Below are 22,993 nucleotides of genomic sequence, written 5' to 3' on the forward strand. Positions count from 1 at the left end.
CGCAGTCCGCGGTCTCTGGCGAAGCGATGACGGATCGACCGCCCCCGCTGTACCCCGCGTTATACGCCACCCACGGCAAGGTGCAGCGGGGGTCGAGCGTTCCGGACGAGCCTCCAGAAGGCGGGCAGCATGCCGGCGGCCGGACAAAAAGGATTCGGTCAGTGACCGCCCATGGACAAGGCGTGGTCCTAGGAATAGCGCAGCTTTTGAATAACGGCCCTTTACCAGTGGCACGTGGACACCGTGGACACGGAGATCGTGGCGATCGCGGGCGCCCCGGCCCGGCCCGCCTGCCTCGTCGTCCGTCTCCCCGACGGCACCCTCGCCCAGACGGCACAGTTGGACAGCGGGCAGCGCGCCACGGTCGGCAGGGCGCTCTCCGGCGGCATCGGGGAAGCGCTGCCCGGCGGAGGGCATCGGGTCACCACAGCGGTGCTCGTCGAAGTCGAGGTGGGCACCACGCGGCACCGCACCGTACGGTTCGTCCGCCTCCGCGAGGGCCTGTGACCGAGCCCCGGGTGAGCTGCCAGTGGAGGCACGGGGGTGGGCTGGGACCTGCACGAATGGAAACATCCCGGGCTCGGCGCCCTCGGCGCGGCGGGGCGAGCACGCCGACGCCGTGGCCAAGTCCCGGCACCATGACCGCAGATGATGCGGCGCTACTTGCACCCGTCGGCGGAGGGCTGCCCGCGCCGAGCCCACCGGTGATGGTCTGTTCTCCGCGGGAGGGCGACCGAGATGGGCAGCCTGGACGGGGTTTCCGCCACGGCTACTGTGCCTCCCGGCCCTCGCCGTCCCCACGGCGGGTGTGCTTCAGCTGGGAGCGGGCTTCGGGCAGGTCGGTCAGGGCGATGTGTTCCCAGAACGCGTGCGTGACGATCGAGGCGGCGAGGTCTCGCTCCCGCTCCCGCAGCGTCGTGACTTCCTTCTGCTCGTGCTCCGACCAGCCCGGCGAGTCCGGGTAGGACCGGGGCGTGCTCTGCCAGTAGCCGTCGGGCCGCTGCCAGGCTTCCATCGGCTTGACGGGGTACGGCAGATTCTTGATCAGGTCTGCGAGGGCGGCCCGCACCTGCGTGAGGTCCTGCTGGGCGACGAGGAGATCGTCGGGTTCTCTGGGGTTTTGGTGGCTGTGGTATGACATTGCGCCTCCTGCTGTCGTTTGGTGTATTACGACGGTTCTCGGGGGTGTGGCACTTGTAGTGGATCGTTGCGATCGACACATGGAACATGGGAACGAATGTACGAAACTTTTCTTGTCTTGATGCCGTCGGGGACCCGGTACTGGACCGTGGTGGACGACGAGCTGGAGGTCGTCGAGGAGGCGGACCGATTCCTGAGGGAGGTACGCCTGGCGCGGGGCCGGGCAGAGACGACAACGAAGGCGTACGCCGGGGCGGTGACCTTGTTCCTGCGCTGGTGCGCGGGCACAGGGCGGGACTGGTCGACCGCGGCCCGGGATATGGGGCTGTTCATGGTGTGGCTGCGGTGGGCGCCGGGCAACGGTGGCCAGCGCCACGCCGTGGTCCCAGGGCCGGGAGGAAAGCCGGTCCGCGGGGACGCGCGAATCAACAAGGTGCTGACCGCGGTACGGATGTTCCTGCTCCACGCGGTGGTCAACAAGGTCGCGCCAGCCTGGGTCCTTGAGCAGCTCTACGAGCTGGGGGATGACCGCGACTTGCCGGTGGAGGCACAGGGCGAGAGCGGTGGGATGCGGTATCGGCTGCGGGCTCGTCACCGGCTGCAGGAGCCGGAGGCGGAAGTGGACCGGGCCAGCGACGAGGAAGTCGTGGCGATGCTGCGGGCCTGTCGGTCAGCCCGGGACAGGCTGATCGTGCTGCTCCTGTCCCGGGTGGGGTTGCGTCCGGGACAGGTCGCGGGGCTGCACCGCTGTGATGTCCACCTGCCGATGGACTCGCGCTCGCTGGGGTGCGATGTCGAGGGGCCCCATCTGCACGTGATCCGGCGGCAGAACGTGAATGGCGCCTGGTCGAAGTCGAGGAAGTCGTGGGTGATGCCGGTGGACTTCCTGGTGGTGCAGGCCGCAGACCAGTACGCGGTGGAGCGTTACGAGATCCTTGGGGAGGGCGGAAGCGACTTCTTGCTGGTCAACCTCTTCCGCCCGCCCTATGGCTCGCCGGTGGCCACCGGCGCGATCGGAGAGCTGTGCGAGTCGCTGTCGGGACGGGCGAGGCTGGGCCGTCAGGTTGAGCCGCGGATGTGCCGGCATGCGATGGCCAGCAACGTCGTGGATGCTGGCGGGACGCTGGATGAGGTTCAGGCCCTGCTGGGCCAGAAGCACCCGGCCTCACCCCGTCCCTACCTTCATCCGGACCGAACTCGCCTGCGCGCGGCCGTTGACCGCGTGGCTTCGCCCCGCCTGACTGAGGGGGAGGCCCGGTGAACCTGGCAGTCGCAACGCCCCAACACGGGGCTGAAGAAGACACGGTCACCACAGGGCTCATGGGCGCCGTCCAACCGGAGTTCCTGCAGCTGCTCAGCTGGGATCCTCACGTCCGGGTTCTGGTGCTGCCTCGCTCGCACCCCCAGTTCAGCGGTGAGGAGTGCCTCGTGGCTGGCTGCGACAAGATGTCCTTACGCCCACCAGAAGGGAATGTGCACCGGTTGCACGGAGCGGTGGAAGAAGAGCGACCTGCCCCTCGACGAGTTCGTCACCATCCAGCGCCCCGGCCGGATCGTCGGGGTCTTCCCCTGCCAGGTCGCGCACTTCAGATGGCTGAGCGCGGAGGTCCTCGGTCTTCGCCGATGGGGAAAATCCGCGTGAGGGCTGCCCCCGGTGAGCGGCTGCCCCGCGGGTTCAGCTGGGCATCAGGGCGGGGGCGAGGAGGCGCAGGTCTTGCAGTTGCTGCTGCAGGGTGTCGGCGATGGGCTGCACGGCGACATGGTCGGCGCCGGCCTGGTAGTGCTCCCGGATGCGCTCGGCCAGCGTCTCCGGGGTGCCCCAGGGTACGACCGCGTCGATGAGTTTGTCGCTCCCTCCGTCGTCGAAGTCGGCGTCCGTGAAGCCCAGTTCGCGCAGGTTGTTGAGGTAGTTAGGCAGGCGTAGATAGACGGCCGCGTAGGCGCGGGTGGTGGCGCGCGCCCGCTCGGGGTCGGTGTCGACCACCACGGCCTGCTCGGGGGCGAGCAGCGGGTCGGGGCCGAGGGTTGCGCGGGCCCGGCGGGTGTGTTCGGGTGTGACGAAGTACGGGAGAACGCCCTGGGCCCGGGTGGCGGCGAGCTTCAGCATCTTCGGGCGCAACGCGGCGAGCACGCGGGGCACCGGCTCAAAGATCGATGCGTCGAAGGGCGTGGCGTCCATCGCGTCCAGGTAGGCGCGCATGTCGGACAGCGGTGTGCTGGAGTCGTGTCCGCGGCCGCGGACGAGAGGCCGGTGGCTGACGCCGAGGCCGAGCACGAAACGGCCCTGCCATGCCTCGTGCAGGGTTCTGGCGCCGTTGGCCGCCGCTGTTGCGTCGCGTCCGTAGATGGTGGCGATCCCGGTGGCGACCATCAGGCGCCGGCTTGCGGACAGCAGCAGGGCCGCATGGGTCAGCGCCTCCTTCCCCGTGGGGGGCTCGTCGATCCACAGCGTCCCGTAGCCGAGGTCCTCGATGGCGGCGACGGCACGCCGCTCCTCGTCCGCCGTCACCGTGGACAACGACGCGAGCCATACCCCGGTGCGGCCCAGGCGCTGTTTGAACGCGGGCAGGTCCGTGAGCAAGGTGGTGATGCGTTCAGTCATGGTGCACTCCGCACTGTTACTGCACTTGGGTACAGCAGCCTGGCACTTCCTCGATTCACGGCGAGATTAACCTAATTCGTGCGATATGTGACACAGTGCGAGTGTTGTCGCCTGCAGCAACCACCAGGGGTGTCCTGTATGTATGCGCAGACATGCTCAATTCGGCGGGCCGATACCCCACCCGGCCGAAGCCGCCCACAACCCGACCCTTCCGTCCGGGACTGCTGCGGTTGAGTGACAAGTAGTACGGCACCTGAAGACGTTCGTCATATGACGAGCTGATTTCTCATACGTTCTTCCAGGATTCGGACATTTAGGCCAGCAGGTGGCCGCCTGCGTCCGCCACTCATGGAGGTCACGGGATGAACCATCGCCCCTGGGTTTCAGCACCACTGGCGGGCGCGGCCATCGCTCTCGCGTCCCCACCGGCCGGCGCCGCCGCGCTCGCACCCCTACGGCACACGCCCGCCTCCCTGCGGGTGCGTGATGGAGACGGCGGCCACGACCACCGCAACCCCTGGCGGGACTGCCACAGCCACCGCCGCGTTGTCCTCATCTCCCCGACCCTCAGAGCGTTCCTGACCAACGGCCGGCGCGGACCGGAAGCCCTCGTCCTCCAGGGCACGCCGAAATCCACCCCTTGGTCACCGGAGCAACCCTTGGGTAGCTTCACCGTCGCAAAGTACCTGAACGTGAACTACCCCAGCACCACCACCGCCCAGTACGCATTCGCCATCAAGGACTTCTTCAGAGTGCACCCGCTCTTCCTCGTGAACACCTACGACAACCACAAACGCGCCTTCCCCTTCCCCGAAGCCCACTGCAACGACCACAACGACAACGACGGCGAAGACCGCGACCGCCCGCAAGGCGGCAGCCCCTCCACCACACCCCGCAAAGACGCCCCCGCACCACGCGACGACACGGCCGCCGGCTGGAGCACCGGCCTGCTCAGCACACAACACATCCTGATCGCAGCAGGCGGCCTGCTCATGCTCCTCGGAATGCTCGCCACCACCCGGCGCCGCCGACGCCGCGGGCGTGTCTGAAAGATCGTGTAAGTCCGTGATGTGACAGGCTGGTCAGGGCTCTGACCTGGGGCCTTTGGCCAGCCGGGACGGACGGACATGAACGACAACGAGATCCCGGCCGTCGAACCGGCCGAGGACAAGCTCGTGGATGAGGTCGTCGAGCGGCTGCTGGACCGCGCCGACGCCTCGGGCGCAGCCCTGCTGGGTGACGGCGGGCTGCTGACAGAGGTGACCCGGGCCGTGCTGGAGCGGGCCCTGGACGCGGAGATGACCGATCACCTCGGATACGAGAAGCACGATCCCGCGGGCCGCGGCTCGGGCAACAGCCGCAACGGCACATCGCTGAAGACGGTGCTGACCGATGCCGGCGCGGTCACGCTGGCCGTTCCGAGGGATCGTGACGGGTCCTTCGCGCCTCAGCTGGTACCCAAGCACGCCAGGCGACTTGCGGGCTTCAACGAGCAGGTCCTGTCGCTGTATGCCCGCGGCATGTCGGTGCGCGACATCCGCTCGCACCTGGCCGGCCTGTACGGCGTCCAGGTCTCACCGGACCTGGTCAGCAAGGTCACCGACGCCGTCACCGACGAGCTCGACGCATGGCAGAACAGACCGCTGGACGCCGTCTGGCCGATCATCTACATCGACGCGCTGTGGGTGAAGATCCGCTCCGGGTCCGTGGCCTCCCGGCCGGTCTACCTGGCCGTCGGGGTGGACATGGACGGCTGCAAGGACGTGCTCGGCCTGTGGGCCGGCGACGAGGGCGAAGGCGCCACGACCTGGATGACCGTGTTGTCCGAGCTCCGCAACCGCGGCGTCGAGGACGTGTGCATCGTGGCCTGCGACGGGCTGAAGGGCCTGCCCGACGCGGTCACCGCGACCTGGCCCAAAGCCACCGTCCAGACATGTGTGATCCACTTGATCCGTGCCTCGCTGAGGTTCGCCTCCAAGCAGCACCACACCAAGCTCGTCTCGGAGCTGAAGGCCATCTATGCCGCCCCGACCGAGCAGGCGGCCGAGCAGGCCCTCGCCGACTTCGCCGCGGGCGAGCTGGGCCAGAGGTATCCCGCGATCGTGAGGACCTGGCAGGCCGCGTGGAGCGAATTCACCCCCTACCTCGCCTTCCCGCCGGAGATAAGGAAGGTCGTCTACTCGACGAACCTGATCGAATCGATCAACGCACGGCTGCGGAAGGCCACCCGCAACCGCGGCCACTTCCCCTCGGAACAAGCCGCGCTGAAGGTGCTCTACCTCGCCGTCCGCGAGCAGATCACCCCCAGAGCACGCGATGTCAACCACGTCGCGGCACACTGGAAGAAGGCACTGAACCAGTTCTCACTCTTCTTCGAGGACCGGCTCAACACCAAGTGAAATCCGAGGACTTACACAAAGTTCCGTACGCGTCCGACGCCGCTCCAACGAGTGACTAACGGTGGTTTGTTCGCTCGGGCAGTAGAGGTCAAGAGGTCTGCCGCTGCCGACGGTGTTGATCAGTTCCCGGAGTGCTGCGGGCGGGGGCTTCGCCGACCATGCTCGCCAGTAGCGTTGCAGCGTGGACCAGGGCGTCGGCCAGCCACGGACGGCCCGGAGTGCCTGGGGCCAGCAGGCGGGCCGGGGCTGCTGGGACTCGGGTTCTTCCCCTCTCTAACGGGCCTGGCAGGGTGTCAGGCCCGAGTGGCTGCTGGGTTGGAGAGGGCGGGGGTGGAGCGAACCAGGTGTTCCAGCAGAAGCTGAACGCGCAGTTCACGAGGGACTGGTGGCGGCGGATCGCAGTGTCGGAGCGGACTTGGAAGTCGGCCCAGCCGAGCTCGTCCTTGACTTGTTTGTATCTCTGCTCGACCCAGTGCCGCAGCCCGTAGATCCTCACCACTTCGGTGAGGTTGGCGGCCGGGTGCCGGCTGCGCTGCTCGCGGGGTGAGCCGGGGCGGGGCATGTTGGTGGCCAGGTACCAGGTGGAGTTCTCGGGCAGGGTGGCCGGGTCGGTGGTGGCCACGACCAGCCGGATCGCGCCGTTGGGTCCCCACCAGCCCAAGGAAGCATCGGCGGCCCACCAGGTGGTGGGGCCATCGCGGAAAGCGCGGGTGACCGGCTGCCAGTCGCCGGGCTGCTCAGGACCCCACCAGGCCAGTTCGGGGGCCGCATCCACCGGCCGGAAGGCGTCTTTGTACTGCCAGCTGCCGTGGCCTCGTTTGAGGGCCATCACGAACGGCAGGTGAGCGCGGGACAGTTCGCGGCGGAAGCGGTCGTGGTCGCTGTAGGCACAATCGGCTGCCACCGCCCTGAAAGACACCCCTGCCTCTGCAGCCTGACGGGCCAGGACTACACCCCGATCTGTAGCTTCGTACGGAACTGGGGCTCACTCCTGCCGTGCGGGAAGTGGTGGGCGGGGGGGGTAGGGGACGGCGTGCAGTGGGTAGTGGACGCGCTCGTCCGCCCAGCACGTGGTCACGGTGACCACGCCGCGGTCGATCTTCCCGACCGAGCCGAGGTACTGCTTGCCCACGTGCGCGGTCGCGCTACCGTCCTTGCGGTCTCCGGAGTCGTCGACGACCAGCACCCCGCCCGGGTGCGGGGCGGTGGCCGGGTCGGCCAATAGCAGTTCCAGCCGTCGAACGTTGACCGTGTCCTGGTCCCAGGTCGACTCGGAGAGGAAGAACTGCAGCCGCTGGACTACCACGTGCTGGGCGCCGACCACGGGTTCCGTACCTGCCAGGCAGGTCAGTGTCTTGTTGCGGTCCCGCGGCAGCAGCAGCCCGGCCAGGTACTCGCGAAACCCCCGGCGCTGAGCCAGCGTGGAGAAGAGGTCATCGAACCGGACAGCGTACGCTTCCAGTGGACCAGGTGTCGGCGGGCACGGCAGCCTCTTCGTCATCTCGGGCTCCCCAGAGCGTAGTTGACCCCTCCACCGGAGGACCTACTCCCGGACGAACCCGCCGTCAACAAACCACCGCTAGGACTGGGGCCGTCCTCACTTCGGCGGGGCTGGCGCCGGTCCGTTCGGTTGAGTTGTGGTGCTCTTGACGAATGGCGAACCGATCGGCATGTGGCTGAACGTGATGCTCTGAGCGTGTCCGTCATGGCTATGGGCCGTTTTGAGGTGAGAGAGCAGGCGGTTGCGAACCCTGGGGTGCATATGACGTCCATTCCCCCTCATCGGGAGCCGATCCGCGTCGGTGTCGTAGGGCTGAGCGCGAGCGGCGGTTGGGCGGCCACCGCTCATGTGCCGGCGCTGGCCGGGCTCGACGGTTACGAGTTGCGGGCGCTGAGTGCCAGCAGCGCCGAGTCGGCGCGTGCGGCCGGCGAGAAGTACGCGGTGCCGTTGGCTTTCGGCAGCGCGGAGGAACTGGCCCGCAGTGAGGAGGTCGATCTCGTGGTGGTGACGGTGAAGGTTCCGCACCACTTGGAGCTCATCCGCCCCGCGCTGGAAGCGGGGAAGATGGTGTTCAGCGAGTGGCCGCTCGGTGCCGACCTCGCGCAGGCCGAGGAACTGGCCGACCTCGCCGATCGCAGGGGGATGCTTACGGCTGTCGGTCTGCAGGCCCGGTCGGCTCCGCCGCTTCGGTATCTGCGGGACTTGGTCGCCGACGGATATGTGGGGCGGGTGCTGTCGACGAGCATGCTCGGGTCGGGCTGGATCGGGGGCGCCACGTACGACGACAACTATGCGTACGTGCTGGACGTCTCGAGCGGCGCCACGCTGCTGTCGATCCCCTTCGGGCACTCGGTCGACGCGCTGACCATGGTGCTCGGGGAGTTCGGCGAGGTGTCGGCTCATATCGAGAACCTGCGCCCGGAGGTCGTCCACGGCACGAGCGGGGCGGTCGCGGCCAAGAGCGCAGAAGACCAGATCGCTGTCACGGGGGTGCTGGAGTCGGGGGCCGTGGCTGCGCTGCACATCCGCGGTGGGACGTCCCGTGCCACCGCGTTTCACTGGGAGATCAACGGAACGGACGGCGATCTCGTCGTCAAGTCCGACCAGGCTCAGTGGTGGTACGGGGGGCTGCGGCTGTACGGCGCCCGGGGAGAGGACGGCACCTTGGCCGAACTTCCGGTTCCCGCCCGCTATCAGCGGTCGCTGACACAATGGACCGAGCGATCCGCCGAACCCGCCTGCAACGTCGCCCACGAGTACGCCCTTCTGCGTGACCAGATCACCGGGAGCCTCGCGCCGGGCGAGGTCGGCGTTCCCGGCTTCCGGCACGCCGTACGGCGACACCGCATGCTGGAGCGGATCCGAGAGGCGGCGCGCGCGGGCCGGAAGGTCACGCTCACAGAGTGAGCTGGACTGTGCCGTCATCGGCGAGGATGGGGCAGGTCGTGGCGACCGGGGGTGCTTGCCGTTGGTTCTTGCCCGAGGTGACGACGAGCTTCAGTGGGTTCTCGGAGCGATGGTCTCAGAAGACGGGTGACAGGCCGGGCCCGGCGCGCGGGCGGGAGGCCCGCCTGCGAGGTCGCCCATGTCTGGAATATCTGATGCCCGTACCGGCGTTCTATTCGGGGTGAGGACATCCCGACGACGAGGGGACGGATGCCATGCCTCTCGAGGGCGCATATGAACCCAGCACGACGCAGTGGGTGCGCGAGCAGGTGGAGGTGTACGAGGACTCCTGCGGCACAAGGGGGACGACGCTGTGGGACACGGGGTGGGCCGTGGTGGTGATGACCACCCGGGGCGCCAGGAGCGGCAAGATCCGCAAGGCGCCGGTGATGCGCGTCGAGTGCGACGGGCGCTATGCGGTAGTCGGCTCGTTGGGCGGATCCCCCAAACATCCGCTGTGGTACTTCAACATCAAGGCCGATCCGCACGTCGAACTCCAGGACGGCCCCGTGAAGCAGGACATGACGGCCCATGAGGCCACAGGCGAGGAGAGGGCCGAGTGGTGGCGACGCGCGGTCGCTGTCTTTCCGAGATACGCCGAGATGCAGAAGAAGACCACGCGGCAGTTCCCGGTATTCATCCTGGAACCTGTCGTCGGATAGTGAGAGCGGGCGGGTCTCGGGGCCGCCGGAGGCCGCTAGACGATGACCAGCCTTGACACCTGGCTGCCAACTCAACGGCAGGTCAGCGCGATGGTCGCATAGGGGGCCGCAGGCCGGAAGGCGGGCCCCTCACGTCTTCGGCTGCTGCTTGACGTCGCCCATCGGGAAGCCGTCCGGCGACGTGGCAGGAGGCCTTCGAGCCGGCTCGCGTGGCTCCTTCCGGGCGGTCGACGCGTGGACATGCCCGATTCACGTCGGCCGCTCCGTGGCGGGTGCGATCGCCACCTCTTCGTCGGCACTCTGCGGCACTCTGCGCGCGTACGAGACGACGGTGGGGGATGAGCGCGAGTGCTGACGCGGCGAGCCACGTCTGCACCGCGTTCGGGCGCGGCAGCGGACTGCGGGGTGGCTCGGGTCGGTCAGTGGCGGTGTTAGTTGCCAGTTGAGATTCCCTGCGATCACGCAGAGTAGCCGTGGGTCGAGCTCCCGGTGCTGGCGTAACGCAGCGGGGCAAGTCTCATCCCGAGTGGGGGCTCTCAGCGAGCTGCGATGCCCTGGCCTTGGTGGATCTCGTCGTAGTAGTGGATCACCAGCGGGCGGGTGAGCATGGCCTCGAAGGTAGCGGTGAAGCCGTGCTCCGTGCGCCAGGTGAGGTAGTCGGTGTAGTTGTGTGCCTCGGTCCATTGGGTCAGGCCGGTCACGTGGTCGGGGTCGTTCTGGTCGCGCAGGATGCGGATGTCTTCGCAGCCCTCGTGTTCAAGGCTCTCGCCCAGGATGTCCAACAGCAGCTTCGCGACGTCGTCGCCGCGGCCGGTTTGGGCGAACAGCTCGGCAGTGACCAGTGTGCTCATGGAATGTTCCTTCCACGAATGGCGACGGACTCGGCCCGGTACCGGCGAGCGCGCGGCCCGAGCACCGCGCGGAGGCGGGGGCAGCCAGGTCAGCCATCGCCGGGGAGCCGCCCTCAGTAGGGAGAGGGCTGGTTGTGCACGATGACCAGCGAGGTGATCTTGCCGTCGGCGACCGTGAGGTAATTGGTGAGCACCAGTTCGTCGGGCAGGTTCGTCTTGTCGTATTCGCCGTCGTAGCGCGCCCGCACAACCATCAGGTTGCCGTGACGCGCGAACTCCGTGACCTTCATCGTGACCTTGTCACCGACGATCTCGCGGTCCAGCCAGGCTCGGATCGAGGCGGGATCGGCGAACTCGCGGCTCGCGTCGTTGACCACGGCGTCGTCGGCGAAGGTCGCCAGGACGGCGTCCGCGTCGAAGGCGTTGACCGCCTCGATATAGGCGGCGACAACATCGGGCAGAGCTGTGGCCTGGGTATTGGTGTTCATGGGAAGTCTCCTCGTAAGGCCTCGGCGCTGTGCGGCGCCTACCGCCGACCCTGGGGCCTACCTGCACGGGAGGGTCAACCGGAGATCGTCCGCTGGACCCTCCAGTTGGGGGAGGGTTGACACTGGTGCCATGCACACGGGCATGACGGTCGGCGAGTTCTCCCGCGCGACCCATCTGAGCGTCAAGACGCTGCGGCACTACCACGACGTCGCGCTGCTCACGCCGGCCGATGTGGACCCGGTAACCGGCTATCGGTACTACTCCCCGGACCAGGTGCCCACCGCTCAGGTGATCGTGCGCCTGCGGAACCTGGACATGCCGGTGGCGGACGTGAAGGCGGTGCTGGCCGCCGAGGACGTGAGCACCCGCAACCAGCTGATCGCCGCGCATCTCGCGCGCCTGGAGAACCGGCTCGCGCAGGCGCAGAGCGCCGTCGAATCGCTGCGCGACCTACTGGCCCGGCCCGTGCACGGGTCGACCATCGAATACCGCACGGTCCGTGACCAGGCGGCCATCGGCATCCGCGAGGTCATCCACCGCCAGGACCTCGCGGGCTGGTGGCAGGGGGCGCTGGGCGAGCTGCACGGCTTCACCACCGCCCGCGGACTGCGCACCACCGGCCCGATGGGCGGTCTCTTCGCGAATGAGCTGCTTGAGGACGAGCACGGGCAGGCGCTGGTGTTCGTCCCGTTCGACGGTGAGGTTCGCCCGGTCGGCCGGATCGACGCCGTGGTCGTGCCCGGCGCGGAACTCGCGGTCGCGGTTCACCACGGGACCCTGCAGACCATAGATCTCACCTACGGCGACCTGGGCACCCATGCCGCGCGCCACGAGATCAGTGTTGACGGCCCGCTGCGCGAGTTCTATCTGCGCAGCCCCGTCGATGTGACCGTCGAGGACGAGTTGGTCACCGAGGTCGGCTGGCCCATCTTCCGCGCGAGCAACTAGCCGGGCCATTCGGACGGTACCGACACGGCGTCCCGGGTTGCCCGCACGGGCGGTCACCGGCTGTGGCCTGACACGGAGAGGGCTACCGGCTGCTCCTGATGCCTCCGATGCTGGCTACGCAGAACAATCAGACCGGCAGCCGGCGGGTCCAACTGGCCGCCCGGCGGGGACTCGTAACTGGCCGTCCACGGGGAATTCCGCCGGCCGCTGTTATGGCGGCCGGTGCAGGCACAGTGCGTGCGCGAAGTCGGGAACCGGGTGGGCGTCCTCGGCTAGGTCATCGGCGAGCGCCGCGTACGCGCCGGTCACATTGCGTGCGGGCTCGATGATTTGGAGGTTGCCGTCGCCGGGGGCAGATCAGCAGTTGGTCGCCGCAGGGGCCATTGATCTCCCGGCGCAGGCCACCTGCCGTGTTCTGGTCGGAGACCGGCGACGCGTCCGGCCGCATTTACATCACTCTTCTATATGGATACAAAATATAGATGTAGGATATAAATAGGGCATGGATGAGACACCTGAAGAGAGTCACCAGGAGGTGGCGGCGGCGCTGAGCGAGCTGGCCACCGGGATGGTCAGGCACCTTCTGTCCGAGCGGCAGAACATGAGTCTGACCACCGCCGCGGCGCTCAGCCGACTGGAGCAGGAAGGACCGATCCGGCTGACCGCGCTGGCAGCGGCGGAAGGCATCGCCCAACCGTCGATGACAGCCCTGGTACAACGGCTGGAAGACCAGGGCCTGGCCACTCGAGTGACCCATCCCGAGGACGGGCGGGTCCGCCTGGTTGCCATCACGGAAGCCGGGCGAGAGCTGATGGCCGAGCGCCGGCGCGCGCAGTGTGCCCGAGTCGGCGACATGCTGGACGCGTTGCCCGAACAGGACGTGCGGGCGCTGGGCGAGGCCATGCGCACGGCTCTGCCCATCGTGCGGCGGATGGTCCGATCCGCCTCGCAACCTCGCGTTTCCGGCGGCGAATCACCCTCCTGAGCCTCCTGGCTGCACTCTTCGGTGTCTCCTCCCGCAGGCGGGACCGTCCCCGCTGCTCCGTCGCGCCCCGCGCGGCGGAGCCCGGTCCCCGCACTGCCCCCATATCCGACTACGGAAAGGGCGGAGACCATGAGCACCTTCTCGGCACCCGGCACCGATGCGCCGTCGGCGCAGGTACCGGACTACCCCATGGCCCGGGCTGCCCGCTGCCCCTTCGATCCGCCGCCGGCCCTGCACACCCTGCAGGACCAGGCCCCGATCAGCCGGGTGCGGCTGTGGGACGGCAGCACCCCGTGGCTGGTCACCCGCTACGACGACGTACGGGCTCTGCTGGCCGATTCGCGGATCAGCTCGGAGAGCGACCTCCCGCATTACCCCCATCTGAGCCCGGCCCAAAAGGAGCGTCGGAGGCAGTCGCGGACCTTTATCAACATGGATGATCCGGAGCACGCCCGGCTTCGCCGGATGGTGACCGCGGCCTTTTCCATCAGGCAGGTGGAGACGCTGCGGCCTGCCATTCAGAAGATCGTCGACGGCCTGATCGACGCCATGCTCGCCAGGCCCAAGCCGGTGGACCTGGTCCAGGAGTTCGCGTTGCCGGTGCCGTCGCTGGTGATCTGCGAGCTGCTCGGCGTCCCGTATGCCGACCACGACTTCTTCCAGGCCAACAGCAAGATCCTGATCAAGACCACCAGCACCGTGGAGCAGGCGCGGGTGGCCACACAGCAGCTGCTCGAGTACCTGGACCGGCAGATCGGCGTCAAACTCGCCCACCCGGCCGACGACGTGCTCTCCACGCTGGCCGAGCGGGTCCGGGCCGGTGAGCTCTCCCGGCGTGAAGCGGCCAGCATGGGGATGCTGCTGCTGACCGCCGGGCACGAGACCACTGCGAACATGATCGCGCTGGGCACCCTGGCCCTGCTGCAGAACCCGGACCAGCTTGACCGGCTGCGCGAGAGCGACGATCCGAAGACGCTCGGCTCGGCGGTCGAAGAGCTCCTGCGCTACCTCACCATCGTGCACAGCGGACGCCGCCGAGTGGCCCTGGCGGACATCGAGATCGGCGGCGTGACCATCCGCACCGGCGAGGGCGTCGTCCTCTCCAGCGACGTCGCCAACCGCGATCCTGCAGCCTTCCACGACCCCGACCGGCTGGACATCGGCAGCAACCCCCGCCACCACGTGGCCTTCGGCTTCGGCGTCCACCAGTGCCTGGGCCAGCCGTTGGCCCGGGTGGAGCTGCAGGTCGTCTACGGCACCCTGTACCGCCGCATCCCCACGTTGAAGCTCGCTGTGGATCCCGACGAGATCCCATTCAAGCACGACGGGAACGTCTATGGCGTCTACGAACTGCCCGTCACCTGGTGACCGCGGCCAAGTGCCGCCCCGTGAAAGGAGGATCCGATGAAGGTGATCGTCGACCAGAACAAGTGCGTGGCCTCCGGGCAGTGCGTGCTGAGCGCACCGGAGGTGTTCGACCAGCGCGAGGAGGACGGCATCGTCGTACTCCTCACCGAGAAGCCGCCTGACAGCCTGGCGGACGATGTCCGGCAGGCCGTCGCCCTCTGCCCGGCCCAGGCGATCTGGGTGAAACAAGAGGGAGCAGAGGAACAGGGGGCGGAGGCGTGAAGAGGATCGTCATCGTAGGAGCCTCAGCCGCCGGCCTGACCGCGGCCGAGACCCTCCGCCGCCGCGGCTGGAACGGTGAACTCACCCTGATAGGCGACGAGTCCCGTCCGCCGTACGACCGTCCGCCACTGTCCAAGCAAATCCTCACCGGCGCCTGGGAGCCTGAACGGGCCACCCTGCGCACCCTGCGGGATCTCGACCGGCTGAAGGCCGATCTGCGACTCGGACAGCGCGCCGCGGCCCTCGACGTCCCGGGCCGCCGGGTGCACATGGACAACGGCGAGAGCGCCGGCTTCGACGGGCTGGTCATCGCCACCGGTGTGGCCCCGCGGCGCCTGCCCGACAGTGATCTGGCCGGAGTCCATGTCCTGCACACCCTCGACGACGCCCTGGCCCTGCGGGCCGCGCTGCTCGCCGGGCCCCGGGTGGTCGTAGTGGGCGCCGGATTTCTCGGCACCGAAGTCGCCGCAGCGGCCAGGGTCATGGGCCTGGAGGTGACCGTGGTCGAGCCGGAACCTGTCCCAGTGCGACGTCCGTTCGGGGACCGCGTGGGCGAGCTCGTCGCCGACCTGCACCGCGACCACGGAACCCGCCTTCGCTGCGGGGTGGGGGTGCGCAGACTGCACGGAGTGGGCGGCCGGGTGACCGGGGTGGACCTCGGCGACGGCACCACGCTGCCGGCCGACGTAGTCGTCCTGGCCCTCGGTTCCACGCCGGCGACCGGCTGGCTGTCGGGTTCGGGGCTGCGCTTGAGGGACGGTGTGGAGTGCGACGAAATGTGCGAGGCGGCACCCGGCATCTACGCGGCCGGCGACGTCGCCTCGTGGGTCAACCCGCACTTCGGCACCCGCATGAGACTGGAGCACAAGACGAACGCCACCGAACAGGCCATGGCCGTGGCCGGCAACCTGCTCGGCGACGCGACTCCGTTCGCTCCCGTGCCCTACTTCTGGACCGACCAGTACGACACCAGGATCCAGGCGTTCGGGATCTTCCCGCCGGACTCGGAGATGCGGATCGTCTACAGCGACCCGGCGGACGGCCACTTCGCCGCCGCCTACGGGCACCACGGGAGGGTGGTCGGCGTACTCGGCTGGAACGCTCCGCGCCAGGTGCGCACGCTGCGCCGCCTGGTCGTCGACCGCGCTCCCTGGACGGCTTTCGCGGCCACACCCGCGCTCAGCCCGGCAACCGTGAACTGACTCGCTCGTCCCCCCAGGAAACAAGGAGGGAAGGCAGCCGGTGACCACCGACCAGACCCCCGCCCTACGGGTGGTACCGCCCCCGGCGTCCGTCCCCGCGGTCGCCGTGCCTGGATCAGCGCCGACCACCCCCGCTACAAATGGGTGGAGCTGACCAACACCACGCTCGGCTTGATGATCGCAACCATCAACGGCTCGATCGTGCTGATCTCGCTCCCCGGGATCTTCACCGGCATCCGTCTCGACCCGCTCCGGCCGGGTAACGTCAGCTACCTGCTGTGGATGCTGATGGGCTACCTGCTGGTCACTGCCGTGCTGGTCGTCACCCTCGGCCGACTCGGCGACATGCGGGGCCGGGTACGCATCTACAACGCGGGATTCGTCATCTTCACCGTCACCTCGGTGATCCTCTCGGTCGACCCGCTGCACGGCTCGGCCGGTGCACTGTGGCTGATCGGGTGGCGGATCGTGCAGGCCGTCGGCGGTGCGATGCTGATGGCCAACTCGACCGCCATCTTCACCGACGCCTTCCCCGCCCGGCAGCGCGGCATGGCCCTCGGCGTGAGCATGGTCGCCGGCATCGCCGGCACGTTCATCGGCCTGGTCCTCGGCGGCGCGCTCGTGGAGTGGAACTGGCGCTCCATCTTCTGGGCCAACGTGCCGATCGGGCTGATCGGCACCGTGTGGGCGTACAAGTCGCTGCACGAGACGGGCACGCGTACTCCGGGACGCATCGACTGGTGGGGCAACCTCACCTTCGGCGCCGGCCTGACCGCACTGCTGGCTGCCATCACCTACGGCATCCAGCCGTACGGCGGACACACCATGGGCTGGACCGACCCCTGGGTGCTCGCCGGTCTCGTCGGCGGCACGCTCACCCTGGCCGTCTTCTGCATCGTGGAAGCGCACGTCGCCGAACCGATGTTCACCCTGCGGCTGTTCCGCGACGCCGCCTTCGCCGGCGGCAACGCGGCCACCCTGCTGGGCGCGATCGCCCGCGGCGGACTGCAGTTCATGCTCATCATCTGGCTGCAGGGCATCTGGCTGCCGCTCCACGGCTACGACTACGCCCGCACCCCGCTGTGGGCCGGCATCTACCTGCTGCCCCTCACTATCGGCTTCCTCGCGGCCGGACCGGTATCCGGAGCCCTGTCGGACAGATGGGGCGCGCGGCCGTTCGCCGTCGCCGGATGCGTCGTGATGGCCGCCTCCCTCGCCGGGCTCCTCCTCCTGCCCACCGACTTCCCCTACGGCCTCTTCGCCGCCCTGGTCCTGGTCAACGGCCTCGGCAACGGGCTGTTCGCAGCACCGAACACCTCGATCATCATGTCCAGCGTTCCGCCGGACGCCCGCGGCGCCGCCTCCGGTATGCGCGCCACCTTCCAGAACGCCGGCACGGTGCTGTCCATGGGGGTCTTCTTCTCCCTGATGGTCGCCGGACTCGCCGGCTCACTGCCGCACACCCTCAGCTCCGGCCTCACCGCCCAGCACGTGCCCGCCCCAGCCGCTCACGCCGTCGCCACGCTGCCGCCGGTGGGGGTCCTGTTCTCGGCCTTCCTCGGCTACAACCCCGTCCGGCAGCTCCTCGGCCCGGCCATCCTCGACCACCTCCCTCGAGCCAACACGGCGATCCTGACCGGGCGGGAATTCTTCCCCCACCTGATCTCCCGGCCCTTCCACGACGGCCTGGTCGTCGTCTTCACCCTGGCCATCGCCATGGCCCTCGCCGCCGCGGCCACCTCCCTGATCCGCAACCGCGGCGAGCCCACACCCACGGCAACCTCCACCAGCCCCCTCGCGACGACCTCAGCAGGCGGGGTAGTCGACGACCGACCGGGACGAGCGCCCTGCACTGCCACTGTGACCTAGGCACCGGGGAGCCAGTGGCCGCTGGACGGGTCGGGCCGTCAGAAGGGACAGCGGCCGACATGCTGATCCGGTTCCGGGCGCCCCGCGGCCTGGCGGGCAGCTGCCATGTCCATGCGTTCCCCCGCACCGCGGAGGTGTCGCCGGACCGCGTCCTGTTCGGCGCGGGATCAGGGGGCCTGCAGGAAGGTCAGGACGGCTCGTACCCGCCGGTGGTTATCGTCGGTCTCGGACAGGCCCACTTTGCCGAGGATGCTGCGCACGTGTTTCTCGCCGGTGCCCTCGGTGACCCAGAGACGGCGTGCGATACCGATTACCGGCCAGCTGCAATCTCGTCGTCCACCAGGTCAAGATCCTCGGCTCGAGATATATACCATCTCTCTATATAGGCAAACTATATAGAGAGATGGTATAAGTGGATACAGGCCGTTAGGAGCCTGGAGTCCCGGGCGTCACCGTGGCGCCGGAAGAGGTGATGATCATGACCTGCACCTACGCGCCCACCATCCCCCTGCAGCGGGGCGTCACCCGGAGGTCGCGACAGGCAACGGGCGGTGCCTGGCCCCTCGCGCACCGCCCGGAAGCCGCCGGAGAGGCCCGCAGGATCACCCAAAGGCTCCTGACGTGGTGGGGTGTCCCCCAGGAGGCGGCCGACTCAGTGCTGCTGACCGTTTCCGAACTCGTCACCAACGCCGTCGAGCACGCCCAGCCCCCACTGAACCTCGCGCTGAACCGCGACGCGGACACCCGCCGGGTGCACATCGAGGTCTCCGACGGAGGCCCCGCCGACAGGGAGGGCGACTGGGCCGCCAGCGGCACCCCCGACGAGCACGGCCGCGGGATGGACATCATCGGCCACATCACAGCCGCCCATGGCGAGCACGGCCACCCCGGACACGCCGTCCACTGGGCCGACGTCAACGCCACGGCCTGACCGGCGCCGACCTCTCCTTTCCAGATCGGCCGCGCGTGGTGACGCGGTACTGTTCGCACAGCGCGACAGCTGCCAACGACGAAGACCGTGCGGCGTGGGGTCAGGCGTCCAAGGAAGAGGCCGGCGGGCATCCATGCCGCCATGTGAACCGTCGTCGAGAGAATCTCGCCCCGAACCAACGCCGCGCGGTCTGCGAGGCCGCGACGCGGGGGAATCAGGGAGCGCGCCGCTCCGGTCCGCGAGGAGACCGTCTCCGCGGAGATCGCGGCCATACCCATGCCGAACACCGAGATGCGACAAGCTCGTCCGCAACTGGCATCAGGTCCATGATCATGGGCTTGGCATCAACCGCAACCGATGTGCCATACCGGCCGCGACCTTCGCTAGTGGCGACTCTGAGACTGAACGTCCGGCGAGCTTGCGTGCACCACACGTGTTGCACCCGCTATGGTCGTCTCGACTGCTTCTGAGCTGCGTGAACTCCAACCGCACGCTCGCGGCGCCCCGGAGAAACATCGGCGACTTCGACGCCAGCGGTTCCGACATCGAACGCGACTGGGTACAGCGCACCGGCTGCTGGGAACGGGTGGAGCGGAGTCCTGCCGACAGACGGGCAGGTTCGCGAGTATCAGCTGCCGCCGGCCGAGGGGAAACGGGACGATCCGCGTTGGCCCGGATTCGCCCGCCACTACGGCTTCGACGTCGGTCGTCCCGTGCAGTGGGAGGTCGAGGCACTGGACCCGGCCGAACTCAAGCGCCTGGTGATGGAGGCCGTCGACGGCTACATCGACCGGGAGATCCTCGCCGAGGTCGTGGCCGAGGAAGAGCAGCAGCGTGACCAGCTCGCCGCCATCCTCGGACGGCAGCAAGACGGCTGATCGAGCGCACGGACTCAGCCATTGAGAAGCACGGGTGCGGCGAATACCGCGCGGGGCGGGGCTTGGGCTGCGACACTGATCCTGCCCCGCCTTTCCCCCGTCGGCGGGGCACCTACGCTGCAGGGACGGCTGGCCGCGGAGCCCCGCGGCGCCTGCCCGACACTCACGGCTAGTGATCACCGCCTCGACATCACCGGCGCCCGCTGGGGCTTGCACGGCGCCGAAGCCGTCCTCAAACTCCGCGCCGTGACCAGCAACGGCGACCTCGACGACTACTGGGCCTTCCGCAGGCCGCCCACTTCCTGGCCTTCACCAGCATCGCCTGCACCCTCATCTGCTACCGCAGGCTGTCCGCTCCCTTCACCCCTCGGCGTTCAGAATCATGAAGTTCTCCGGGTGCGGTACCGGGGCGAAACCGGCCTTCGCGTAGATCTCGTGCGCGTCGAGGGTCGACAGGAGGACGCGCTTGAGCCGATAGGGAGCAAGGTGGTCGCGAACCGCTGTCGCAAGCCACGTCCCGAGTCCCTTGCCGCGGTGGGCGGGGGCAACGTAAACGTCGCAAAGCCAAGCGAAGGTGGCACGGTCGGTGACCACGCGAGCGTAGGCAGCCTGGTCGCCGCTGGCGTCGTAGATGGCGAAGTTCAGCGACCCGCGCACCGACTCTTCGACGGTTTCCCGGGAACGCCCCAGGGCCCAGAACGCGTCCGTCGAGAGCCAACGGTGCACTAGTTCCACGTCGAGGCGATCCGGGTCTGTAGAGAACTCGTACCCGTCGTTTCCACCGCTAGTGATCATGGAGCGGCAGCGTAACCGTGATACTTGGTTTTTCCAAGTGAATGTCATGCTAAGTGAGATGACCTCTTTTAGGCAGGGAGCACGTCAAGGCCGAGTTGCTGACCTCACCTCATTGCCTGTCGGTGCCGGGGCGGGCTGGGCAAGGCCGGCGAGCATCAGGTCGATCATGTGGCGGGCCTGGTAGTCGGGGAAGGTTTCGATTCCGATGCACAGGTTGCCGATGGCGAGCATGAAGTCGTAGGCCCGTACGTCGGCGCGTGTGTAGCCAGCGGAGGCGGACGCTTTCAGCAGTTGGTCGAGCACGGGCAGCAGGCGTTCGACGAACTCGTTGTGCAGGCTCTCGAATCCGGCTCGGTCCGAGTGCAGCGCCTCGGCGAGGCCGTGTTTGGTGACGAGGAAGTCGGCGAATTGATGGACCCACTGCCGCAGGAGTTCGTAGGGGGCATCGGCAGTCTGCGCCGCGTGGGCAGCTGCGGCGAGTGCGTCAACCTGGTGCCGGAAGACCGCGACCACCAAGTCCGCCCGGGTGGGGAAGTGGCGGTAGATGGTGCCCATGCCGAGGCCTGATTCTGCTGCGATCTCCCGTACGGGAGCGTGGACCCCCATACGGACGAACACGGCCGCAGCTGCGTCCAGGAGCTTCTGCTCGTTTCGGCGGACGTCTGCTCGCTTGCGACCTGCAGTTGCTGGCGGACTGTCGGCTGTGGACATCGTGAACACCTCCTACTTGCAAAACGGAGCGTTGCTCCGTATTTTGATCCGGAGCGGCGCTCCACTTTTTCAATGATGCCAGACGCCGCGCCGCACGAGCCCACTGGGCATATTGAGAAAGGCATCCACCACATGAGCGGCACCACGTCAGTCGACGGCGGCAACGCCTTCACCGCCTCAGTCATCTCTGTCAGCCCGATCGCGCTGCCCGCTCCGGACCGCGGCCAGGACGTGCAGGTACGGGTCACAGCGCCCACGGCCGGCCACAACCTGCCCGTCGTCGTCCTCTCGCACGGCATGACCCTGACCATGGACGATTACGCACCACTGGTCGGCTTCTGGGCCGCCCGCGGCTTAGTCGTCATCCAGCCAACACATCTCGACTCCCTCGGCCTCGCCCCCGACGACCCGCGCACCCCGCTCATCTGGCGCATCCGCACCGACGACCTCACTCACGTCCTCGACCAGCTCGACACCATCGAAGCCGCCGTGCCCGGGCTGGCCGACCGCATCGACCACGACCGCATCGCGGTCGCCGGACACTCCTGGGGCGCACAGACCGCCAGCACCCTGGCGGGCGCACGGGTCGTCGACGCCGACGGCACTCCCGGTGAGAGCATGGCCGACCCGCGAGTCAGCGCGGCCGTGCTGCTGTGCCTGCCCGGTACCGGCAGCGCCGACCTGAGCCCGCTCGCCACCCGGTACTTCCCGTTCATGAACCCTGATTTCGCCGAGCTGAAGACACCCAGTCTTATGGTCGCCGGCGACGCGGACCAGTCCCCGCTCACGGTGCGTGGTCCGGACTGGTTCACCGACGGCTACCGCCTCAGCCCGGGCGCCACCGATCTGCTGACCCTGTTCGGCGCGGAACACGGACTCGGCGGCATCCAGGGAGCCAACGACACGCGCACCACCGACGAAAGCTCCGAGCGTGTCGCGCTCGTCCAGCACGCCACCCTGGCGTATCTGCGTACCGCGCTGGGCCTGGACAACGACGCGTGGCCTACCGCCCGTCGGACTCTGGCTGCGGCCGCCGACCCGCTGGGAAGCATCGACTCGAAGCACTGGCCGGTAAATCCAGTTTCGGAATCATGACCGCCCCGGCGCAGGTCGCCTACGACGACATCCTGCGGGTCTGGCACGAGGCGGACGGCATCCCTCAAATCGAGCATGCCTGGCTGTTCGACCACCTCATGCCGCTCGGTGGCGACCCGAACGGGCCCACCTTCGAGGGCTGGACACTGCTGTCCGCTCTCGCGGCCCAAACCGAGCGGTTGCGGCTCGGGGTGATGGTCACCAGCAACAGGTTCCGCCCACCGGCCATGCTGGCCAAGATCTCCGCCACTGTCGACGCCGTCTCCGGCGGCAGGCTCGAGTTCGGTATCGGCGCGGGTTCTCGCACCGACGTGCCGTTGGCCCGGCGTGAGTACGCAGCTCACGGCCTTCCCTTCCACGATGCCGCCCACGCGGTCGGAAGCTTCGCCGAGGCGTGCACGATCATCCGCAGACTTTGGACCGAAACCGCACCATTCGACTTCCACGGCGAGTACCACCAGCTGACGGGTGCGTTCTGTAGTCCCAAACCCGTCCAGCATCCCGCCCCCTGATCCTGGTCGGCGGCCAGGCCACCCGGACGCTGCGCGTGGTTGCCGAGCATGCGGACGGGTGGAACATGCCCGGCGGCAGCATCGACAAGGCGATCGAACGTAGCGCCACGCTCGACCGGCTGTGCGAGGAGACTGGCCGTAACCCGGCTGAGATCACCCGATCCATCGTCCTGCCCGTCTCCTACGATCGGCCTCAGCACACCCGCCACACCATCCGCGCGGCGCTCGATGGCGGGTTCAGCCACATCGTGCTCGGCCTAGGCGCGCCCTACCCGACCGGCGTCGCACGCTGGGTTGCCGACACCATCATCGCCCCTCTCTCCGACAAGATCACCGCCCCCTGAACCG

22 protein-coding genes and 3 pseudogenes are annotated in these 22,993 nt (G+C 68.3%); 17 read left to right on the forward strand and 8 right to left on the reverse strand.

Annotated elements, in window-relative coordinates:
* The first annotated feature begins 234 nt into the window (after window positions 1-234).
* Window positions 235-507, forward strand: a complete 273-nt coding sequence (locus AC4OXY_RS45640; RefSeq protein ID WP_491992720.1) for a hypothetical protein — start codon at window positions 235-237, stop codon at window positions 505-507.
* A 262-nt stretch (window positions 508-769) separates the two neighbouring features.
* Here the strand turns inward: AC4OXY_RS45640 and AC4OXY_RS45645 are convergent, their stop codons facing one another.
* Window positions 770-1,141: a DUF8825 domain-containing protein gene (locus AC4OXY_RS45645; RefSeq protein ID WP_356039580.1), complete on the reverse strand. Its 372-nt coding sequence runs from the start codon at window positions 1,139-1,141 to the stop codon at window positions 770-772.
* Window positions 1,142-1,291: 150 nt separating this feature from the next.
* Here AC4OXY_RS45645 and AC4OXY_RS45650 point away from each other — a divergent pair, with 150 nt between their 5' ends.
* On the forward strand, window positions 1,292-2,401 hold the full coding sequence (locus AC4OXY_RS45650; protein ID WP_356039577.1) for a tyrosine-type recombinase/integrase: 1,110 nt from the start codon (window positions 1,292-1,294) through the stop codon (window positions 2,399-2,401).
* Window positions 2,402-2,611: 210 nt separating this feature from the next.
* Window positions 2,612-2,782 carry a hypothetical protein gene (locus AC4OXY_RS45655; protein WP_356039575.1) on the forward strand — a complete coding sequence of 57 codons (171 nt, stop codon included), beginning with the start codon at window positions 2,612-2,614 and terminating at the stop codon, window positions 2,780-2,782.
* A 33-nt stretch (window positions 2,783-2,815) separates the two neighbouring features.
* On the opposite strand, the gene AC4OXY_RS45660 is transcribed toward AC4OXY_RS45655, so the two are convergent.
* Window positions 2,816-3,742 (reverse strand): TIGR03620 family F420-dependent LLM class oxidoreductase, encoded by a 927-nt coding sequence (locus AC4OXY_RS45660; RefSeq protein ID WP_491992721.1) that lies wholly within the window; start codon window positions 3,740-3,742, stop codon window positions 2,816-2,818.
* Window positions 3,743-4,104: 362 nt separating this feature from the next.
* On the opposite strand from AC4OXY_RS45660, the gene AC4OXY_RS45665 reads away from it, so the two are divergent.
* Window positions 4,105-4,791 carry a hypothetical protein gene (locus tag AC4OXY_RS45665; RefSeq protein ID WP_491992722.1) on the forward strand — a complete coding sequence of 229 codons (687 nt, stop codon included), beginning with the start codon at window positions 4,105-4,107 and terminating at the stop codon, window positions 4,789-4,791.
* Window positions 4,792-4,869: 78 nt separating this feature from the next.
* Entirely contained in the window at window positions 4,870-6,141 is a 1,272-nt protein-coding gene (locus tag AC4OXY_RS45670) for an IS256 family transposase (RefSeq protein ID WP_491991204.1), read from the forward strand.
* A gap of 88 nt (window positions 6,142-6,229) precedes the next feature.
* Here AC4OXY_RS45670 and AC4OXY_RS45675 read toward each other — a convergent pair.
* A pseudogene (locus tag AC4OXY_RS45675) lies at window positions 6,230-7,642 on the reverse strand (IS701 family transposase).
* A gap of 261 nt (window positions 7,643-7,903) precedes the next feature.
* Here AC4OXY_RS45675 and AC4OXY_RS45680 point away from each other — a divergent pair.
* A complete protein-coding gene (locus tag AC4OXY_RS45680; RefSeq protein WP_491992723.1) occupies window positions 7,904-9,049 on the forward strand; it encodes a Gfo/Idh/MocA family oxidoreductase in 1,146 nt (381 codons plus the stop codon).
* Window positions 9,050-9,303: 254 nt separating this feature from the next.
* Window positions 9,304-9,750 (forward strand): nitroreductase family deazaflavin-dependent oxidoreductase, encoded by a 447-nt coding sequence (locus AC4OXY_RS45685; RefSeq protein ID WP_491992724.1) that lies wholly within the window; start codon window positions 9,304-9,306, stop codon window positions 9,748-9,750.
* Between the two features lie 536 nt (window positions 9,751-10,286).
* Here the strand turns inward: AC4OXY_RS45685 and AC4OXY_RS45690 are convergent.
* The gene (locus AC4OXY_RS45690) at window positions 10,287-10,601 is read right to left on the reverse strand and encodes a putative quinol monooxygenase (protein ID WP_376294920.1); all 315 of its coding nucleotides are present in this window, start codon (window positions 10,599-10,601) and stop codon (window positions 10,287-10,289) included.
* Window positions 10,602-10,714: 113 nt separating this feature from the next.
* The gene (locus AC4OXY_RS45695; RefSeq protein ID WP_356038276.1) at window positions 10,715-11,089 is read right to left on the reverse strand and encodes a nuclear transport factor 2 family protein; all 375 of its coding nucleotides are present in this window, start codon (window positions 11,087-11,089) and stop codon (window positions 10,715-10,717) included.
* Window positions 11,090-11,219: 130 nt separating this feature from the next.
* Between AC4OXY_RS45695 and AC4OXY_RS45700 the strand changes: the two genes are divergently transcribed.
* The 6 genes from AC4OXY_RS45700 to AC4OXY_RS45725 all read left to right on the forward strand — a co-directional run bounded on the left by AC4OXY_RS45700 (window position 11,220) and on the right by AC4OXY_RS45725 (window position 17,723).
* A complete protein-coding gene (locus AC4OXY_RS45700) occupies window positions 11,220-12,038 on the forward strand; it encodes a MerR family transcriptional regulator (protein ID WP_491992725.1) in 819 nt (272 codons plus the stop codon).
* Window positions 12,039-12,540: 502 nt separating this feature from the next.
* Window positions 12,541-13,023 (forward strand): MarR family winged helix-turn-helix transcriptional regulator, encoded by a 483-nt coding sequence (locus AC4OXY_RS45705; RefSeq protein ID WP_491992726.1) that lies wholly within the window; start codon window positions 12,541-12,543, stop codon window positions 13,021-13,023.
* 129 nt (window positions 13,024-13,152) lie between these two features.
* Window positions 13,153-14,391 (forward strand): cytochrome P450, encoded by a 1,239-nt coding sequence (locus AC4OXY_RS45710; protein WP_491992727.1) that lies wholly within the window; start codon window positions 13,153-13,155, stop codon window positions 14,389-14,391.
* A 36-nt stretch (window positions 14,392-14,427) separates the two neighbouring features.
* Entirely contained in the window at window positions 14,428-14,652 is a 225-nt protein-coding gene (locus AC4OXY_RS45715) for a ferredoxin (protein WP_491992728.1), read from the forward strand.
* Window positions 14,649-15,854, forward strand: coding sequence for an NAD(P)/FAD-dependent oxidoreductase (locus tag AC4OXY_RS45720; protein ID WP_491992729.1), 1,206 nt, complete (start codon window positions 14,649-14,651; stop codon window positions 15,852-15,854). The genes AC4OXY_RS45715 and AC4OXY_RS45720 overlap by 4 nt, the downstream gene beginning before the upstream one ends.
* A gap of 114 nt (window positions 15,855-15,968) precedes the next feature.
* Window positions 15,969-17,723: an MFS transporter gene (locus tag AC4OXY_RS45725; protein WP_491994746.1), complete on the forward strand. Its 1,755-nt coding sequence runs from the start codon at window positions 15,969-15,971 to the stop codon at window positions 17,721-17,723.
* A gap of 167 nt (window positions 17,724-17,890) precedes the next feature.
* Here AC4OXY_RS45725 and AC4OXY_RS45730 read toward each other — a convergent pair.
* Window positions 17,891-18,031: pseudogene (locus tag AC4OXY_RS45730) on the reverse strand (DNA-binding response regulator); the annotation flags it as partial.
* A 170-nt stretch (window positions 18,032-18,201) separates the two neighbouring features.
* Between AC4OXY_RS45730 and AC4OXY_RS45735 the strand changes: the two are divergent.
* Window positions 18,202-18,654, forward strand: a complete 453-nt coding sequence (locus AC4OXY_RS45735; RefSeq protein WP_491992730.1) for an ATP-binding protein — start codon at window positions 18,202-18,204, stop codon at window positions 18,652-18,654.
* 713 nt (window positions 18,655-19,367) lie between these two features.
* On the forward strand, window positions 19,368-19,532 hold the full coding sequence (locus AC4OXY_RS45740) for a hypothetical protein (RefSeq protein ID WP_491992731.1): 165 nt from the start codon (window positions 19,368-19,370) through the stop codon (window positions 19,530-19,532).
* A gap of 360 nt (window positions 19,533-19,892) precedes the next feature.
* Here the strand turns inward: AC4OXY_RS45740 and AC4OXY_RS45745 are convergent, their stop codons facing one another.
* Both AC4OXY_RS45745 and AC4OXY_RS45750 read right to left on the reverse strand, forming a co-directional pair.
* Complete coding sequence (locus tag AC4OXY_RS45745; protein ID WP_491992732.1) at window positions 19,893-20,327, reverse strand: GNAT family N-acetyltransferase; 435 nt, start codon at window positions 20,325-20,327, stop codon at window positions 19,893-19,895.
* Between the two features lie 84 nt (window positions 20,328-20,411).
* Window positions 20,412-21,038 carry a TetR/AcrR family transcriptional regulator gene (locus AC4OXY_RS45750; protein WP_491992733.1) on the reverse strand — a complete coding sequence of 209 codons (627 nt, stop codon included), beginning with the start codon at window positions 21,036-21,038 and terminating at the stop codon, window positions 20,412-20,414.
* A gap of 132 nt (window positions 21,039-21,170) precedes the next feature.
* Between AC4OXY_RS45750 and AC4OXY_RS45755 the strand changes: the two genes are divergently transcribed.
* Together AC4OXY_RS45755 and AC4OXY_RS45760 are read left to right on the forward strand one after the other, a co-directional pair.
* Window positions 21,171-22,133: an alpha/beta hydrolase family protein gene (locus tag AC4OXY_RS45755; protein WP_491992734.1), complete on the forward strand. Its 963-nt coding sequence runs from the start codon at window positions 21,171-21,173 to the stop codon at window positions 22,131-22,133.
* Window positions 22,130-22,989, forward strand: a pseudogene (locus AC4OXY_RS45760) (LLM class flavin-dependent oxidoreductase). Before AC4OXY_RS45755 ends, AC4OXY_RS45760 begins: the two are co-directional and overlap by 4 nt.
* Window positions 22,990-22,993: the final 4 nt, after the last annotated feature.

The organism is Streptomyces sp. HUAS MG56, from assembly GCF_058673395.1.